We start from the raw sequence: 15,685 nt of genomic DNA on the forward strand, positions 1-15,685 counted from the left end.
TGTTCTCCGTTCTCGCGCCGGGGACCATCCCCGGCGGCGGAGGCCCGTTCGCGCCGGGCACAGGGGGGCTCGCGCACCCGTCAGGGCCGCAGCGAAGCGAAGGACGGCGAAGCCGTTGCGCGGGCGCGCCGACCGGCGCAGGACTCCGCCAACAGCCGGGGTGGTCTACGGCGCGGGAGGGTCGATCCCGGCAATCACCGCGGTCAGGCGATCAAGCTCGCGCTGGAGCGCCTGACGCTGGAGGTCGGAGATGCGCCGTTCGCGTAAGTGCGCCCGGGCATCGGCCGCCGCACGTTCCCAGGCCGGTCTGTGGCGGGCGGTGATGCAGGCGTTGGGACAGCGGGTCGGTTCGCACAGGGCGGTAAGCGGCTGCGCGGGATCGGGGGTCGTCACGCGCTTGAGGCAGAGCGCGGTCGCGGGATCGAAGAAGCAATCCGCGAGCGGGCCGACATGGAAGGTGCGCGCGACGCTGGCGAGCATGACGCGCAGGCGGGCGCGATCGGCGATCATGGCGGGCAATGGCCCGAGCGTGACGGCGGCATCGTCGAGCGTCCGCGCGATGCGCGGACCCGCCGGACCGCCGAGCGATGCGCCGCCCTGCCGCCGGTCGAAATAGTCCAGCAGATCGTCAATCTGACCGAGCCGACGCTGCGCCTCGACCTCGGCGCGAAACCCCGATGCGCTGGTCCCGGCATAGCCTTCGAACGCGGCGACCGAGGCGTGCTTGTACTGGATCATGCCGGCGATGGTGCCGAACGGACGGTTGGCGATGTGCCACGCGATGGTGCGCCGGAACTGCCTCGTCGTGATGCGCCATGGGTTGCCATCGGGACCGGGCGGGATGACCGGCTCATCGGAGCTGCCGAAGGCGGTGTTGAGGTGATCGCGGAAGGTGTTGAGCTGGCGCACCACCTCACTCGACAGATGCGTCTTGCTGACAGCGCGGGGACGAAGCACCGGCCAGAGCGTATCGCTGCCGCTGGCGCGCGCCGCTCCTGCCGACAGACGTTCGAGCACCGCGATCGCGTCTGCGACCGGTTCGATCGTCACCCAGCTCGCCGCCTCGCCCGCGGCGGCGCGGCGCTTGTAGATGGTCGATCGGATGCGATGCCGTTCGATCAGGCCGTCCTCGCTGCGCGCGATCGAGAGACATCCGCGCCGCATCGCCTGCACCTCGCAGTCGCGCATGCCGGTCAGATAGGCGCACACGATATAGGCGGCGGCCTGGAGCATCCGTTCCTCGTGTGCGAGAGTCTTCGCGTCGAAGCGCTCGCGCCATGGCCGACCGCTATCGGGATCGATCGAGATCGGCGTGTCCATGCCGCCGACCTCCACCCCCAGCTCGGCCGCCACTGCATCGATCAACCTCGCTTCGCCGCCGGTCAGCATGAGATGCGCTCCGGGCTCGGCCTGCGCGTCGATCCCGGCATGGAGATGCAGGAGATGGGCGTTGATCGGTGGGGTCACGGTGCCGGTGCCCGGATCGACGCGCAGCTTGCCGTTATGAGCGGTGGCCCAGATCGGTGCGCCGCGCCCCTCGCGGCGTCGGCGATCGAAATAGGCCTTCAGGCGGGTGCGGCGACGTTGCCGGCGATCAGCGTCCGAAAGGCCGGCGTCGGCGGTGACAAGGCGGTCCCGGCGCGCTTCGAGCCGATCAAGCTCGCGGCGGGCGGCGAGAATATCGTCAGCGAACATGGTGACGTAGCGCAACGACCAGGCGAGCAGCGCGGCGATGACCTCTTCCGGGAAGCGCGGCGTGCGGTTCTCCCGGACATGGCGGTAGCCCGCAACGCGGGCGGGCGCCTGTCCGGCCCAGGGCTCGAATGCAAGGCCTGCGCCAGCGAGGTGGTCACGATAGTAATAGAGATCGGAGACCACTTCGAGGAGGTGACCGACGATGACGGGTCGTCGGGCAGGATCGTCACGAAGATGACGGGCATAGGCATCGACCAATGGCTGATCGATACAGGAAACGTCGAGCCGTCCGAGCCGCTCACGGGCGAAGGCGAAGAACCGGCGAGCACGGTTGAATACCTGGCGGATACAGGCGGGTGGTAACTTCGTTCGATAGCCGGGAAGATCGACGTTGAGGCGCGCGTAGAGATAGGCACGCATCGCTGCCTGGACATCGGCATGTTCAAGCACGTCGAAATGCACGGTGACGTGGCAGCGCCGGGCGTTCTCGCGGAAGACGGCGGGACCAAGATCCCAGCTTGGGTCGCCAACGCGCGATAGCTCCTCACGGATATGGCCTTCCTTGAGCGGCGCGCTCGCCAGCACGGGGCGATCGTCGAAGGCGGGCGCCTGGGCATGGGCGGGCATGGTCATGCGCGGACCTCCGGCGGCAGATAAAGCCGCTCGCTCTCCATCTGCCGGCGCGCATCGGCGATGACGGCATCGGTGAAGGCCGGCACGATCTGGGCTGTGATGCGAGCATGGACGCGGCCGAACTTGGCTGCCCAATCGGTCGCGGGCAGGCTCAGCCGCTGCTCTTCGACGAATGCGAGGAAGGCGAGGATCGCGGGGAGCTTGCGCACGGTTATGACGGCGTTGGGACAATCAAGGCAGCCCCAGAAGGGCTGCGCGCAGGGTGATCCGGCCTCGGCGAAGGGACTGTTGTGGAAGCCAGCGCAGGCGGCGAGCCAGACATCCTGTTCGCCGTCGAGCAACGGACTCACGGTATCGGGCGGCATCAGCGGCGCGGCCTGTTCGGGTGCTTCGCGCAGCGCCTGCTCGGCGGTGGGCGGAAGCACGGTCGGCATCGCGGCGGCGACCGCCGCGCGAAACGCATCGGCGACGGCCGTCTCGTGCAGGGGCCGGAGCGACGGCAGATCGGCATAGTGGCGCGCCGCCACCTCGCGCGAGTGGCCGACCGCGAAGCGCGTCATATGCCCCTCGGTCTTGGTGTACCACAGCGCCTTGTGGGTCTTGCGGAGCCGCGAAAGCAGCAGGTGGAGGGGCTTGCCGTCGTCATCGACAACATCGTGCCGAGCTACCCAGGCATCGATCCGTTCCGTCGGGTGGCGGATACCTGCCCGCAGGCCGCCAGCGTTGTGATAAACCCAAAGACGATCATCGTTCAGATGCTTGCGGGTAGTCGCCGTGACCTCGATCAGGCGGCGGATAAGACCGCCGGGCGTGCCGCTACCGCCATCGCGGACCCGCATGCCCTTGTGCTCGGCGCCGCGGGCGCGGCGCTTCAGATAGCGCAGCTCCACCGTGCCGGCATGCGGGTTGGCGAGACAATCTATGGTCAGGGCCTTCAAGCACTCGGGCTCGAGGCCGGTATCGAGCGTGAGCAGCACGAGCAGTGCCGGCAGGTCGCTCGCGAGCAGATGGTGCCGGCCATGCAGGTCATCGACCAGTGTGCTGATCGGCAGGCCGCGCCGCAAGCGCATGAAATAGAGGCTCTTCAGCGCCGGATGGTCTGCAACGATGAAGCCCTGCCGCGCGATGATCGCTTCGACATCGGCGCGCGCCCTGGCGATGACCGGGTCGCCTTCATCGGTGCGGTCGTCGGCGCCGAGACGGCGGAACATCGCTTCGACATCGGTCCTCGCGGCGTCGCGCAACGCGCGGGCGACGAAGGGGCTATAAGCATCGCGCGGGGTCGAGCGGCCCGCCGATGTGGCCAGCGTGTAGCGCAGCCGCTCATGCAGGTCGGGCGCGATCCGATCGGGCCGGTCTGCATCGATCGCGCGCAATGTGTTGACGATCTTGCCGACCGATATGTGCCGATGGATCGCGCCCATCCCGCGCTGTTCGAGCGCGGAGGCGAACCCATCGATATGGACTGCGCGCAGGTCGCTGACGCCGGTTACCTCCGGTGCACCATCGCCAAGCCAGGCGAAGAAGTGACGATAGACCTGCACATACTGCTTGATGACGCTGGCCACACCGATGGGGCCGCCGAGCGCTGCTGATCGACGCAGTGCGCCGGCGAAGGCGATAGCGAGCGGGCGAGGATCAAGCCCGGTCATATCGATCAGGACCGTTCCGCCATGCCGCGCCTCGATGGTGAACTTGAGGCCGAGCACGGGATCGGGCTGCACGGGCTCCGGCGTGATAGGCGAGAAGGCAACGGGCCTGCCCTTGCGGGGACGCCCGCTCATATGCCCTGCGGTCCCGGCAACAGCGCGAGCAGCTCCTCGACCGCCGCATCCACCGTATCGGCGCGGGTCGCGATATGATCGAGATAGATATAGGTGGTGGTGAGGCTCGCATGGCCGAGCAGGCGTTGCACCTGTTGCAGCGGGTCGCCAAGGATCAGCCGGTAGCTCTCCACCGGCCCCGCCGGCAATGCGGCTTCGCGCAGCCGCTGCTGGATCAGCAAGGCGAGCATATGGACCGCGAATGTGTGGCGAAGCTGGTGCGGGCTGATCGACAGCGGGAAGCCGTTCTCCTCGCACCGCTTGCAGGCGCGGGTGAAGATCACCTCCCACGAGTTGGGGCGGACAGGCTGCCCGACCTCGGTCAGCCACAGCGCCGCCGGCTCGCGGGGCGGTCCATCCTCGTCGTACAGGATAAGGCGGCATCGTTCCTCCGGAGTGCAGACATCGCGCATGCGGTCGAGACCGGCGCGGGTGACAGGGATCGGTCGCTCGAAACTGGCCGCGCCATCGCGCGCGGCGAACTTGGCCACGCCCGCTGCGCGCTCGACGGCGACATAGGCGGCGATCTGACGAAGCAGCCGGCGTGGGACCAGAACGCTGCGTCCCCGGTCGCCCTTGGTGAGCGGCGGCGGGAGAGGCAGCCAAAGTTGTTGGGCATCACCGTCCGCGCGGTCGATCGCCGCGAGCTCGACGGTGAGCAAGCCCGACGCCTCTTCGAGGCGCAGGCCGGTGGTGACGAGAAGATCCGCGAACAGCGCGTTGCGCAGCCCATTACGGTCGCGAGCGCCGGGGCGCTCCGTGCCGTCAGGGGTGAGCCCGCGCAGGCCGACCTCGCGGAAAATGCGGTAGTCGTCCATCGTGACGAACCGGACATCCGATCGCCTGGCGACACGTTCATAGGCATCGTTGCGCGCCGCGATCATGCCGCGACGGCCACCTTGCGCCGGTCGCCACACGGCGCGGCGGCTGAACGGCGCGTCGGCGATCAACCCTTGCTGCTCGCCCCAACGGTAAAGGCGATCGAGGCTGGCGACGGCGCGGTTCCAGCTTGCCGCCGTTATCCGGTGATCGGCATCGTCGCGGCGTCGCTCACGATGATAGGCGTCGACATCGTCGCGGGTCGCAGCCCACACGGTCTTGCCGCAGGCATCGAGAAAACGAAGCCAGACTACGACATCATAGGCGTAGGCGCGAAGCGAGTGCCGCGAGCGGACGCCCGACAGCGGCAGGTCGAGAAAGAAGCGATCCAGATCGGGATCGTAGAGCGCGTCGTCGCGCTGGATCAGCGGCACATGCGCATCGAGGCCCCTGGCCTCGCGACGCTCGCAAACAGTAATGATCGACACCGGCGCGAAGCCCTCCCCCCGGACCCCCCACCCGGAAGCTGACCTTCACACCGATGCGCGCTATGGCCCGGCAGCAATCAGGCTGGCCTCCGCCAGCTCTTGGGTCAGCGCTACGGCCAGCCTGATTACTGCCTACCGTGGGCGTCCATCGCCGACCTTACTGCAATGTTGCGGACGGCGCAGACTGTCCAGATAAGGCAATCAGCTCCTCGAAGGCGTATTTCTTCGAGCCGAAGCCGCCGGTGAGGTCACGGCCGAGCCGGGAGGCATGGCCGGTCGCGTGCCCCAACTCGTGCAGGGCCGTGCGGTGCCAGTTGATCGGCTCGAAATACGCTTGGGGCGGCGGCACCTGCACAAAGTCGTGCGCCGGCATATAGAAGGCGCGGTCGCCGCCGATGCGGAAGTCGATGCCGGTCGCCCGGATCAGGGTCTCCACCCGCGGTTCGATGAGGCCGGGCGGAGGCGGTGGAGCCACAATGGCGACATCTTCTGGCAGCCCGTCGCATTGCGCCGCGTTGAACACCGTGAAGCGCTTGAGGAACGGGATCGCGGCGGCTTCCTCGCCAGTCTCGCGGGCGCGGCGCTTCTCGTCCTCCGGCGTGAAACGATCGGCATAGACGACGGTGGCGCCGTGCTCGCCGCGGCGGACATTGCCGCCAAGCGACAGGGCCTGGCGGAAGGTGAGCCAGCTCTGGCCGGGAAAGCCGTGCTGGATCACCGCGCCCCAGAGGATCAGCACGTTGATCCCCGAATAGTGCCGGCCGGTCGCGGCGTTTCTCGGCATGGCGAGGGGCGCCTTGACCGAGGCCGATCCCCAGGGCTGGACCCAGGGGAAGCGGCCCGCCTCCAGCTCGGCGATGATCTTGCTGGTGATGTCGTCGTAAAGGTTCGTCCGGCCGGAGCCGGCACGCCCGTTGCGGTCGTTCCTGAACATCGCGGTTCTCCGCGACGGGCGCCGGAGACCTCTTCTCCAGCCCTCAACCCGTCACGGAAACCCCGTCCGCACTCTCACTCTCCAGGGGGCGTTGCGGGGTTCTCCCCGCAGAAGGGGTCGGCCGAGACCCTGGCTCGGCCGCAGGGGAAGGCTTTCCCCTATCCGGGCTTCCTTGAAAACTGTCAGAAACTCGCGTATATTTCCGACAGGAGAAAGACGATGACACGGCTGACCGAACAGATTCTGGCCCATGCGACGGGACTGCCCGAAGGCGTCCCCGTGTCCGCCAAGGGCCTGCTCCACCTCGGAAACCGGGCGGCCGTGGATCAGGCATTGTCGCGCCTGTCGGAGCGTGGGCAGCTCATCCGCGCCGGTCGTGGCGTCTATCTGCGTCCCATCGCCAGCCGGTTCGGCACGCGCGCACCTTCGGTCGAGCAGGCTGTCGAGGCCCTTGCGACCCAAAAGGGGGAGATCATCGTCTCGAACGGCGCCGCCGCGGCGAACGCCCTTGGCTTGACGACGCAGGTGCCTGTCCGCTCGGTCTATCTGACCTCGGGGCGCAGCCGAAAGATGCACCTTGGCAAGCAGGTCGTGGAATTGCGGCACGCGCCGCGCTGGCAACTGGCCCTGGCCAACCGCCCGGCGGGGGAGGCCGTGCGGGCGCTGGCCTGGCTCGGCCCCGAAAGGGCGGAGGCCGCGCTCACGACATTGAAGCGGAAGATGCCGCCCGGCGTGTTCGGCGAACTGGTCGCCGCCGCGCCGCAGCTTCCGACGTGGCTCGCGCAGAGCGTGGGAAGGGTGGCGTATGGCTGACGTCTTCCTCCAGCTTTCGGCCGAGGATCGGCGCGATGCGTTGGGCGTCGCCGCCGACCGCTCGGGCCGTCCGACCCATCTTCTCGAGAAGGACGTGTGGGTGGTGTGGGCGCTGGCGACCCTCTACGCCGCGCCGCTCGGTGAACATCTGGTGTTCAAGGGCGGCACGTCGCTGTCGAAAGCCTATCAGGTCATCCGCCGATTTTCGGAGGATGTGGATCTGACCTACGACATTCGGGCGATCGCGCCCGATCTGGTCGGGGACAATGGCGAGGGCCTGCCGAAAACCCGGAGCGAGGAAAAGCGCTGGTCCAGCGAGGTCCGCCGGCGATTGCCGGTCTGGGTCGCTGAGGCCGTGCAGCCGGTGATCGCGACCGCGCTGGCCGCCGAAGGTCTGGCGGCGGCCATTCGCGTCGAGGATGACAAGCTCTTTATCGACTATGAGGCGACCGCGGCCGGCTCCGGCTATGTCGCGCCCAGCGTCATGCTGGAGTTCGGCGCCCGCTCGACGGGCGAACCGGCGAGCCTGCGCGACGTTGTCTGCGATGCGGCCGGCCTGATCGGCGGGCTGATATTCCCGACGGCGCGACCGCGCGTCATGCACGCGGAGCGCACCTTCTGGGAGAAGGCGACCGCCATCCATGTCTTCTGCCTCCAGGAACGGCTGCGCGGCGACCGCTTCGCACGACACTGGCACGATGTCGTCCGGCTGGATGAAGCCGGCTTCGCGGAGGCCGCTTTCGCCGATCGCGAACTGGCCAACGCTGTCGCCCGCCACAAGTCGATGTTCTTCGCGGAGAAGGCCGCCGACCGCACGCCGATCGACTACGCAACGGTCGTCAACGGCGGCTTGCAGCTCGTGCCGGCCGGCGATGGCGCGAAGGCGTTGGAGGACGACTATGCCCGCATGGTCGAGGATGGGCTGCTCTTCGATGACGCGGAGCCGTTCGAGGCGCTCATGGCGCGGTGCGCCGATATAGCCGCGCGCGCGAACAACGCGGCCAAATAAGAAACTGGGGGGATTGGGGGTATATGAGCGAAGTCGGAGACAAGCGAAAATTCCAGTTTCTGCGGAACGGCGATGCTGATCCATCGGAACTCGACTGGAACAAGGGGATCGAGAGCGCCCGCCAGGCGATTTCCGAGGCCATGAACGCCAAGAATATCGCGTTTTTGCTCGGCGCTGGATGTTCCTCCCTGATGAGGGACGAAAAGGAACTCGGCATTGCGACCATGGCGCCCCTGGCCAAGGAGTTCTGCGAAGAAACCCTCGCGGCGCGGGCGGCGGGATTCTACGGTGATCCGCCAGTCGTCGGCGCTGCCCCGGCGCCGTGGCGGCTGACCAAGGGCGAACTCGACTATCTCGATGCGCTCGGGATCGACCTGGCGAAGGACTACAGCCGGAACCTGGAACGCTTGATGGAGGTGCTGTTCGCGCAGCGGTTCGTGCTGCGCCAGAGCGAGAATCCCGACCTTCACCCCTACCGCGCTGTTCTCGACGGCATCATCAAGAAGGTCCAGGACTTCCTATGGACCCGTGTCACGCAAGGGGCCTTCGCCACGGACGGCGACACCACCGTGCGCGACCTCTACGAGCGGTTCTACAAGAAGCTGGTCCTGCGAGATCGGTCCTTGCCCCGACCGTGGGTGTTCACGACCAACTACGATCATTTCAGCGAATTGGCGATGGATCGGCTGGGCATTCCCTATGCCAACGGCTTTTCCGGCGTCGTGGAACGTCGCTTCAACCCGGCGATCTTCCGCTATGCCCTGGCCGAGCAGCTCGACGTCGCCAGCCGCAAGTGGACCGCCGTCGACGCCTTCGTCTATCTCTGCAAATTGCATGGCTCGGTCACTTGGACCGAGGACGATCATGGCCTGTTCCCGATCAAGGAGGTCTGGCCGCCGGAATCCACGAACCAGATGCTGATCTATCCGACGCCGGCGAAGCAGAACTCTTCGCTCGGCTCGCCCTACGCGGACCTGTTCCGGGAATTTCAGTCCCGGATCGTGCGCGAGCAGAGCGTTCTCATCACGGCGGGCTACGCCTTCGGCGATGAGCACCTGAACAATATCATCTACCAGGCGCTGACGATCCCGACGTTCCGTCTGGTGATCTTCGCGGCGCCGGATACGGCCGGTGAGATCGCCAAGCTGCGGGCGCTGCGCGACCCGCGCATTTGGATCATTGGAGGCGTCGGTCCTGCGGAGGGAACGAGGGCGCACTACTTCGACATGATCGTCGAGCATTTCATGCCGCAGCGTCCCAGCGACAGGATCGATGACGCCGTTCGCAAGGTGTTGTCCGAACTGGCACCGAAAAGGGACGACGAGACGAAGGATGGCGAGGCATGAGCCACGACGATCGCAAACGCGCGATCGGCAAGGTGGTCTCGGTCGCGGCCGACCGCTTTGTCGTGGAGATGCACGTCGGCACCGACAACTTCACGGTCGTTGGCTTCGACGGCGTGCATTATGTGGCGCGGCTGGGATCGTTCCTGATGATCCCGTCGCAGTCGGAATATGTCGTGGTCGAGGTTGTCGGCCTGCGTGAGCGCGACGCGAGCACTCCATCCGAGCGAGGCGACTTCGATCGGGCTGGCTCCTCAAAATATCTGGACGTGGTGCCGGTCGGCATGTTGCCGATGCGTGGCGGCGCGTTCCGTTTCGGTGTGTCCGTTTTCCCGTCTCTGTATGCGGACGCACTCTATGCACTGGACGGCGAACTCGATCGCATCTTCGAGACCGAGGCGGCCGTCGAGCCGTCAGTCGGCCCGGATGGTGGCGCCTGCGAACCCGAAGGGGCCACGCGCTATCGGGTTCTGCCCATCGGCAAGTCGGTGGTGTTCGAGAACTACGACATCAAGGTCCGGCTGAACGAGTTCTTCGGCGGTCATGTCGCCGTCCTGGGCAATACCGGCAGCGGCAAGTCCTGCACGGTCGCCTCGGTCTTGCAGTCCCTTTTCAGCAAGCCGGAGGAGCATCACGCCCGTGGCGCGACCTTCGTCGTCTTCGACGTCAATGGCGAGTATCACGCCGCTCTGGCCGCTTCCGCGAAGGAGGGAGCCATCGGGGTCGAGCGCGTCGTCCTCGACGGCACGGCGGCTGGCTTCCGTATGCCGCATTGGTTCCTGGAGATGGCAGAATGGGAACTGCTCTTGCAGGCAAGCGAGCGAACACAACTGCCGGTCCTTCGGACGGCGTTAGGACTGACAAGTCTCTTTCATGCCAATACGCCAGAAGCTCTGGCGCTGCGCGAGCACTTTGTCGCCACCTGCATCATAGAGTGTTTTCGAGGGGCAGATGGCGACTCCCCCGTATCGAAATTTCAGCGCGTCGTCTCCCTTCTCCAGAAGTATCCGACAAACGACCTGAATATGGCGCTTCTGAACCGCTTTAATCCCAATTTTCAGTATGGAAACTTTTCGGGGAACAACCAATCGGCGTTTCTGGACGAAGTGAGAAAAAAGCTCCGGGAGGACGCGCCCTTACCAGCCTATAATCGGACACCATTCTCTTTTGATGAGCTGCACGAGTGTCTCGATTTCGCGATCCTCTACGAGGAGGCTCACGGCAATCGCCAAATCCGAGACTACTGCTCGTCCATGGTCACGCGGCTCAGATCCCTCCAGGAGAGAACAGAATATGCCTTTCTGCGTCACGAAGGAACTGACGTTGACGCGGCCGTAAGCGATCTGGAGTTTTTGACCAACATCGTCGGTCTGCAAAGGGCGGCCGGAGAATCGTTCACCAAACGCAACCAGGTTATTATTATTGATCTCAATTCCGTCGAAGATGAAATCGTTGAGCTGGTCAGTGCGGTCATCGCACGCATGCTTTTTCGGTTTCTTCGCCATGCGGAACCGAGAAACCGCTTTCCGATACACCTACTGCTCGAAGAGGCTCATAGATATGTCGCCTCTACGCCGTCCCGCTTTTCCATCGACGCCACCAAGATTTTCGAGCGCATCGCCAAGGAAGGACGCAAATACGGCATGTTCGTGCTGCTGGCGTCTCAGCGCCCGAGCGAGCTGTCCAAGACGGTTCTCAGCCAGTGCTCCAACTTCCTGGTTCACCGAATCCAGAATCCCGACGATCTCTCCCAGATTCGCCAGATGACGCCGTTCATCTCAGAGTCGGTCCTGAAGCGGTTGCCGTCATTGCCTCGGCAGCACGCGCTGGTGTTTGGAACGTCGGTCAATCTGCCGACGACCTTCAAGGTCAGGGAGGCATTCCCGCGGCCGCGGAGCGACGATACCGCCGTCGTCGATCTGTGGTTCCACGAAGAAGGTCGAGCCGCTGACATTCGCCTCGCGCCCCGTCCGGCCGACGCCGCTGCTGCGCCGGTTGGAGGGGAGCCGATGGCGGTAAACGAAGCGCCGGACAATGACATCTTCTGACCATCTGGAGACCCTGGCGCAGACACTGGAGGCCACGGGGGATTACCGGGTGATCCGGCGTCTCAAGCCACACCCTCGCACCGTTCCGCCTCCCGGCACCCCGCTGCGCCTTGGCCTGGTGGTCGATGTGGAGACCACGGGGCTCGACCCTCAGCGCGACGAGATCATCGAACTCGCCATGACGCCATTCAACTACGGCTTGGATGGCACCGTTTTCAGCGTGGGCGACAGCTTCCAAGGGCTGCGTCAGCCGAGCGAGCCTATCGCACCGGAAATCACCGCGATCACGGGCATCACCAACGAGATGGTGGCCGGCCAGATTATTGATCCCGCAGCGGTAGCCACATTCGCGGCGCCGGCTTCGCTCGTCATCGCGCACAACGCGGCGTTCGACCGCCGCTTTCTTGAACGATTCAGCGACGTGTTCTCGACGAAGCCGTGGGCTTGCTCGTTCAGCCAGATCGATTGGGCTGCGGAGGGGTTCGAGGGCTCGAAACTCGCCTATCTCGCTCAGGCCGCAGGCTTCTTCTATGACCGTCACCGCGCGATGCACGACTGTCTTGCTACGGTCGAGTTGCTGGCAATGCGGCTGCCCCGATCTGGCGTTACGGGTCTCAGCCGACTCCTGGACGGCGCTCGTGCCGTTTCTTGGCGCATCTGGGCGGAGAACTCGCCCTTCGACCTCAAGGATGTCCTCAAAGCGCGGGGATACCGTTGGAACGGCGACCCCGGCCCGCAGCCGCGCGCATGGTATATCGACGTTCCCGAAGCTCAGCGCGAGGCAGAGCTGCGGTTCTTGAGAACGGAAATCTATCGGTATGAGGTCGATCCCCCGGTTCGGCGGATCGATGCGTATGATCGGTTTTCAGACCGGATCTGAACGCCGTCGAGGGCCGGGCTATTGCTTGCCCTGGCCGTATCCATTGCCGCCCTCGATGTTCCCGGCGGCCTTCAGCAAGTCCCCGATGGAGCGCCCGCCGATCCGGCAGGTGGCCACCACGCGGTCGTAGGACTGGCGGTTGGCGACGCACTCCGCATTCCGACCCATTGCGATCTTCTCCAGCGCGGCCTTGGCTGCGGGGCCGGTGGGGGAGTGAAGTTCGGGAGCGTAGAAATCCTCCAGCCGGATTTCCACCCAGTTGGCCGGCCCTTGACCGACGGCCACGCACAAGGAGTCGCCGTCACCGACATAGACCACGGGACCGGAGAAGTGCGCGCCCCGATGGAGATAGGACGGCATCGGGCCGCGGTCGGGAATGGCCTTGCAGGGATCGGCCTTGGCCGCCGTCGCCGTGGTCAGTGCGGCCAGCACGGCCAGCCCCATTACGATACGCATAGTCGTTTTTCGCTTCCGCCTTTTATGGTGCGCCGGAGGCTTATGCCGCCGCTTTCAGGCGCTTCTTGGCGAGCATGGCGCGGACGAACTTGTCCCATTTCGCCATGCCCGCGCGCTTTTCCACCATGTAGTGCCAGCGGTCATAGTGCTTGGAGCTGACGTCCTGCAACGCATGGTTCTGGAGGCGGTCGCGGATTTCCTTCGAGATCCCCGCCTTGCCGGTCAGCGTCTTGAAGGTCCGGCGCAGGTCGCGGTTCGTCACATAGGGGATCACGCCGCGGTCCCGCTGGCGCCACATGAACGAGTAAAGCGTGCCGTGGCTGACAGGCTTGGATGGGTCTGTGGCCGACGGGAAGAACCAGCCATATTCGTTGACGTTGATGGACGCGAGTAGCTCTGCGGCCAGCTCAGGCACCGGAACGGCATGGGGCTGATTGTTCTTGGTCTTGGACCAGTCGATGATCTTTTCCTTGGCGTCCCACTGGTCGATGTGAAGGCTCGCGATCTCCTGGACGCGCTGGCCGGTCAGCATGATGATCCTGACGGCGCGGGTATAGGGCGGATGAACCGGCGTGTCGGGGCATTCCAGCCAACGATAGAGCTGCACGAACTCGTCTTCGTCGAGCCAGCGGGTGCCTTTGACTTTGGGTTCGGTCGGAATACCAGTCGCCGGATTGAAGGGGATGCGAAAGCGGCGAGACGATTGCTGCCGATAGTCGTTGTCGGACTTCATGCCCCAGCCAAAAGCCGCGTGCATGTAGGAACGCACATGGTCGGCCATCGACTTGGCGCCGCGCTCATAGATCGGTCGGATCAGCTCGACGATTTCCTCGGCCTCGATCTCGCGCGCCAGGCGATTGCGCCCAAGGGTGTTGGCGATCTTGTTCAGGCCCTTCTCCGTCTCCTTCCAGGACGGCTTGCCGGCGGCTTTGAGTGAAGCGACGTAGCCCTCGAAGAGGTCAGCGACGGTGCCCGGGCGGGTGTCGGATGCGATCTTGATGCTCCGGCCCTTCTGGATGACGTCAGCATAGTCGCGTTTGAAAATCTCGCGAGCCTGCGCGAGCGACATCGAGGGGTAGGCGCCGATCTTCTTCTTGGTGCGTTTGCCGTCACGCCATTGCTGCGCCATCCAGTCGGCGGTGACGCGCTTCGGCATTGGCTTGATGACGAGGACGAGTCGGCCGGTGCCGCGCCCCTCGCCATCGGCAAGGTTCTCTTGCTTGCGGCTGATCTCGACGCGCTTCAGCGCATGTCGGATCGTGGTGTCGGTCAGGGCTGGCATGCGTTCCTCCTTGTCCGCAACTGGGATCGGTCGAGGAGAAACGGGGATCGTTTGCTGGGAGCGGAAAGCCGTTTTCTATCCCTTCAACCGCCCCCAATTTGCCAAAACCGTCCCCACTACGCAATGCCAAAAATTGGTGATTTCTCTAGTATTTCAACGGGATTGAGCGTGATCCTGCGGGATCGAAATCAATGAGTGGGGTGGTTGTGAACGAGGATGATGCCGCCGGCGTTGAGCTCAAGCGCGCGGCGAAAGATCGTGCGTGGATAAAGCGCGAGACGGGTGAGCGTTCCATGCTGCAATTGCTCATCGGCAATGAGATGTCCCCCCGCATCCAGAAAGAGAACGCGCAGCCGCTCGTCGGCGAGCGATCCCATCCCGAGGATGAGATAGTCGCGCAGGGCCGCGCAGCAGGGGTCGATTTTTATCCCCTGCAGGCCCGACGAGAGGGCCTCGAGCGCGAGCTTTCGCGAACGAAGGAGGAGCTTTGTTACCTCGGACCCTGCACCTGTAATCCGGTCAATGTCCTGGGGCGTGCGCGACCAGATCCGGCCGATGGTCTGGAATTCGGCTAGAAGGCTTGCTGCGATCCGTTCGGCGTCCGCTGGGGCGATGAGCGCGACCATCTCCGCCAGGACGGATAACTGCCGGTCCGGCGCAGTCTTTTCTGGTGGCGCCATGTTGCGGCGAGGAGCAGAGGCGGGACCAACCATGAAGCAGTGACCTGCATTGTGAGATAGACGACGGGGTTCACCGCGACATCGACTGCGCGCGCGAAATGGGCGAGGAGCGGCAGCGTGTGGAGAACCGCAGCGAGGAGCGGCCAGAAACGGTTTGCAAAGAGCGCCAGGACGAGAGTCGCCGCGGCGCCGAACAGATCTTGAGCAAGATAGCCGACGTCGACGCTCTGGTAGGTCACCGCGCCCAGCAGGACGAGCAGCCGGTCCCAGAGAAGGATGATGAGCGCGATCCCGACCATGACCCGCTCGGGGCCGCCGCCTTTCCTCGCAGCGTAGACGAGGGCGGCTAGCAACAAGGTGGCGAAAACGGCCATTCGCATGTCCGCCACTATCCGGGCGGGCCGCGCCCCGGTCAACCGGCCTTGGCGATGGACGATATCTCGGCAAGCGCGGACGGCGGGCACTCGCGCAGATCATAACCGGCTGTTTCCTTGCCAATCTCGGCGAGCTCGCCATGCGCGCGCAGGAGTTCACCGCCAACCTCGACCAGCGAGAGCTGGGCCTTCGCAAGGCGCAGAATAGTGCGCTGGCCGGTCTTCGCGGGAACGCCAGTCGCCCGGCGCGCGGTCACGACGCTGGTCATAAGCGATGATAGCGCGATCAGGCTGTCGTCGACGCGGTTTTCCGCGTTCGGGATCTCGCGCTGAAGCCGCGCGGCCATGGCAGCAAATGTATCGGACATGACTTCTCCTTCGCCGGAAGCACAGCGCTCCGGCCAATTG

14 protein-coding genes are annotated in these 15,685 nt (G+C 65.1%); 5 read left to right on the forward strand and 9 right to left on the reverse strand.

Going from position 1 to position 15,685, the window contains the following annotated elements:
- Window positions 1-165: 165 nt before the first annotated feature.
- The 4 genes from LH20_RS05465 to LH20_RS05480 form a co-directional block, all read right to left on the reverse strand.
- Window positions 166-2,328: an integrase gene (locus LH20_RS05465; protein ID WP_053553351.1), complete on the reverse strand. Its 2,163-nt coding sequence runs from the start codon at window positions 2,326-2,328 to the stop codon at window positions 166-168.
- Window positions 2,325-4,112 (reverse strand): hypothetical protein, encoded by a 1,788-nt coding sequence (locus LH20_RS05470; RefSeq protein ID WP_053553352.1) that lies wholly within the window; start codon window positions 4,110-4,112, stop codon window positions 2,325-2,327. Before LH20_RS05470 ends, LH20_RS05465 begins: the two co-directional genes overlap by 4 nt.
- Entirely contained in the window at window positions 4,109-5,458 is a 1,350-nt protein-coding gene (locus LH20_RS05475) for a tyrosine-type recombinase/integrase (protein WP_053553353.1), read from the reverse strand. The genes LH20_RS05470 and LH20_RS05475 overlap by 4 nt, the downstream gene beginning before the upstream one ends.
- Window positions 5,459-5,615: 157 nt before the next feature.
- Window positions 5,616-6,392: an ArdC family protein gene (locus LH20_RS05480; protein ID WP_083455315.1), complete on the reverse strand. Its 777-nt coding sequence runs from the start codon at window positions 6,390-6,392 to the stop codon at window positions 5,616-5,618.
- Between the two features lie 219 nt (window positions 6,393-6,611).
- Here LH20_RS05480 and LH20_RS05485 point away from each other — a divergent pair, with 219 nt between their 5' ends.
- Genes LH20_RS05485 through LH20_RS05505 form a run of 5 tightly spaced genes read left to right on the forward strand, consistent with a single transcriptional unit; the run spans window position 6,612 to window position 12,485 of the window.
- Window positions 6,612-7,205, forward strand: a complete 594-nt coding sequence (locus LH20_RS05485) for a DUF6088 family protein (protein WP_041575670.1) — start codon at window positions 6,612-6,614, stop codon at window positions 7,203-7,205.
- Window positions 7,198-8,214: a nucleotidyl transferase AbiEii/AbiGii toxin family protein gene (locus LH20_RS05490; protein WP_053553354.1), complete on the forward strand. Its 1,017-nt coding sequence runs from the start codon at window positions 7,198-7,200 to the stop codon at window positions 8,212-8,214. Before LH20_RS05485 ends, LH20_RS05490 begins: the two co-directional genes overlap by 8 nt.
- Window positions 8,172-9,560: an SIR2 family protein gene (locus tag LH20_RS05495; protein ID WP_235527125.1), complete on the forward strand. Its 1,389-nt coding sequence runs from the start codon at window positions 8,172-8,174 to the stop codon at window positions 9,558-9,560. The genes LH20_RS05490 and LH20_RS05495 overlap by 43 nt, the downstream gene beginning before the upstream one ends.
- On the forward strand, window positions 9,557-11,605 hold the full coding sequence (locus LH20_RS05500; RefSeq protein ID WP_053553356.1) for an ATP-binding protein: 2,049 nt from the start codon (window positions 9,557-9,559) through the stop codon (window positions 11,603-11,605). The genes LH20_RS05495 and LH20_RS05500 overlap by 4 nt, the downstream gene beginning before the upstream one ends.
- Window positions 11,592-12,485, forward strand: a complete 894-nt coding sequence (locus LH20_RS05505; RefSeq protein ID WP_053553357.1) for a 3'-5' exonuclease — start codon at window positions 11,592-11,594, stop codon at window positions 12,483-12,485. The genes LH20_RS05500 and LH20_RS05505 overlap by 14 nt, the downstream gene beginning before the upstream one ends.
- 18 nt (window positions 12,486-12,503) lie before the next feature.
- Here LH20_RS05505 and LH20_RS05510 read toward each other — a convergent pair whose 3' ends face one another.
- From LH20_RS05510 to LH20_RS05530, 5 genes are all read right to left on the reverse strand, one after another.
- Complete coding sequence (locus LH20_RS05510) at window positions 12,504-12,941, reverse strand: thermonuclease family protein (RefSeq protein ID WP_053553358.1); 438 nt, start codon at window positions 12,939-12,941, stop codon at window positions 12,504-12,506.
- Between the two features lie 40 nt (window positions 12,942-12,981).
- On the reverse strand, window positions 12,982-14,223 hold the full coding sequence (locus LH20_RS05515) for a tyrosine-type recombinase/integrase (RefSeq protein WP_053553359.1): 1,242 nt from the start codon (window positions 14,221-14,223) through the stop codon (window positions 12,982-12,984).
- Between the two features lie 188 nt (window positions 14,224-14,411).
- On the reverse strand, window positions 14,412-14,849 hold the full coding sequence (locus LH20_RS23465) for a JAB domain-containing protein (protein WP_053553360.1): 438 nt from the start codon (window positions 14,847-14,849) through the stop codon (window positions 14,412-14,414).
- Window positions 14,795-15,283: a hypothetical protein gene (locus tag LH20_RS23470; RefSeq protein WP_158501106.1), complete on the reverse strand. Its 489-nt coding sequence runs from the start codon at window positions 15,281-15,283 to the stop codon at window positions 14,795-14,797. Before LH20_RS23470 ends, LH20_RS23465 begins: the two co-directional genes overlap by 55 nt.
- A gap of 32 nt (window positions 15,284-15,315) precedes the next feature.
- Window positions 15,316-15,645 (reverse strand): hypothetical protein, encoded by a 330-nt coding sequence (locus tag LH20_RS05530; RefSeq protein ID WP_235527126.1) that lies wholly within the window; start codon window positions 15,643-15,645, stop codon window positions 15,316-15,318.
- Window positions 15,646-15,685 lie beyond the last annotated feature (40 nt).

The sequence above is a fragment of the Sphingopyxis sp. 113P3 genome (assembly GCF_001278035.1).
GTDB lineage: Bacteria > Pseudomonadota > Alphaproteobacteria > Sphingomonadales > Sphingomonadaceae > Sphingopyxis.

What these genes read in the sequence shown, in the direction of transcription:
- LH20_RS23465 (WP_053553360.1), bottom strand. Translation starts at nt 14,849, where the DNA reads ATGGTCGCGCTCATCGCCCCAGCGGACGCCGAACGGATCGCAGCAAGC.
- LH20_RS05485 (WP_041575670.1), top strand. Translation starts at nt 6,612, where the DNA reads ATGACACGGCTGACCGAACAGATTCTGGCCCATGCGACGGGACTGCCC.
- LH20_RS05465 (WP_053553351.1), bottom strand. Translation starts at nt 2,328, where the DNA reads ATGACCATGCCCGCCCATGCCCAGGCGCCCGCCTTCGACGATCGCCCC.
- LH20_RS05505 (WP_053553357.1), top strand. Translation starts at nt 11,592, where the DNA reads ATGACATCTTCTGACCATCTGGAGACCCTGGCGCAGACACTGGAGGCC.
- LH20_RS05510 (WP_053553358.1), bottom strand. Translation starts at nt 12,941, where the DNA reads ATGCGTATCGTAATGGGGCTGGCCGTGCTGGCCGCACTGACCACGGCG.
- LH20_RS05500 (WP_053553356.1), top strand. Translation starts at nt 9,557, where the DNA reads ATGAGCCACGACGATCGCAAACGCGCGATCGGCAAGGTGGTCTCGGTC.
- LH20_RS05470 (WP_053553352.1), bottom strand. Translation starts at nt 4,112, where the DNA reads ATGAGCGGGCGTCCCCGCAAGGGCAGGCCCGTTGCCTTCTCGCCTATC.
- LH20_RS05490 (WP_053553354.1), top strand. Translation starts at nt 7,198, where the DNA reads ATGGCTGACGTCTTCCTCCAGCTTTCGGCCGAGGATCGGCGCGATGCG.
- LH20_RS05530 (WP_235527126.1), bottom strand. Translation starts at nt 15,645, where the DNA reads ATGTCCGATACATTTGCTGCCATGGCCGCGCGGCTTCAGCGCGAGATC.
- LH20_RS05515 (WP_053553359.1), bottom strand. Translation starts at nt 14,223, where the DNA reads ATGCCAGCCCTGACCGACACCACGATCCGACATGCGCTGAAGCGCGTC.
- LH20_RS05480 (WP_083455315.1), bottom strand. Translation starts at nt 6,392, where the DNA reads ATGTTCAGGAACGACCGCAACGGGCGTGCCGGCTCCGGCCGGACGAAC.
- LH20_RS23470 (WP_158501106.1), bottom strand. Translation starts at nt 15,283, where the DNA reads ATGCGAATGGCCGTTTTCGCCACCTTGTTGCTAGCCGCCCTCGTCTAC.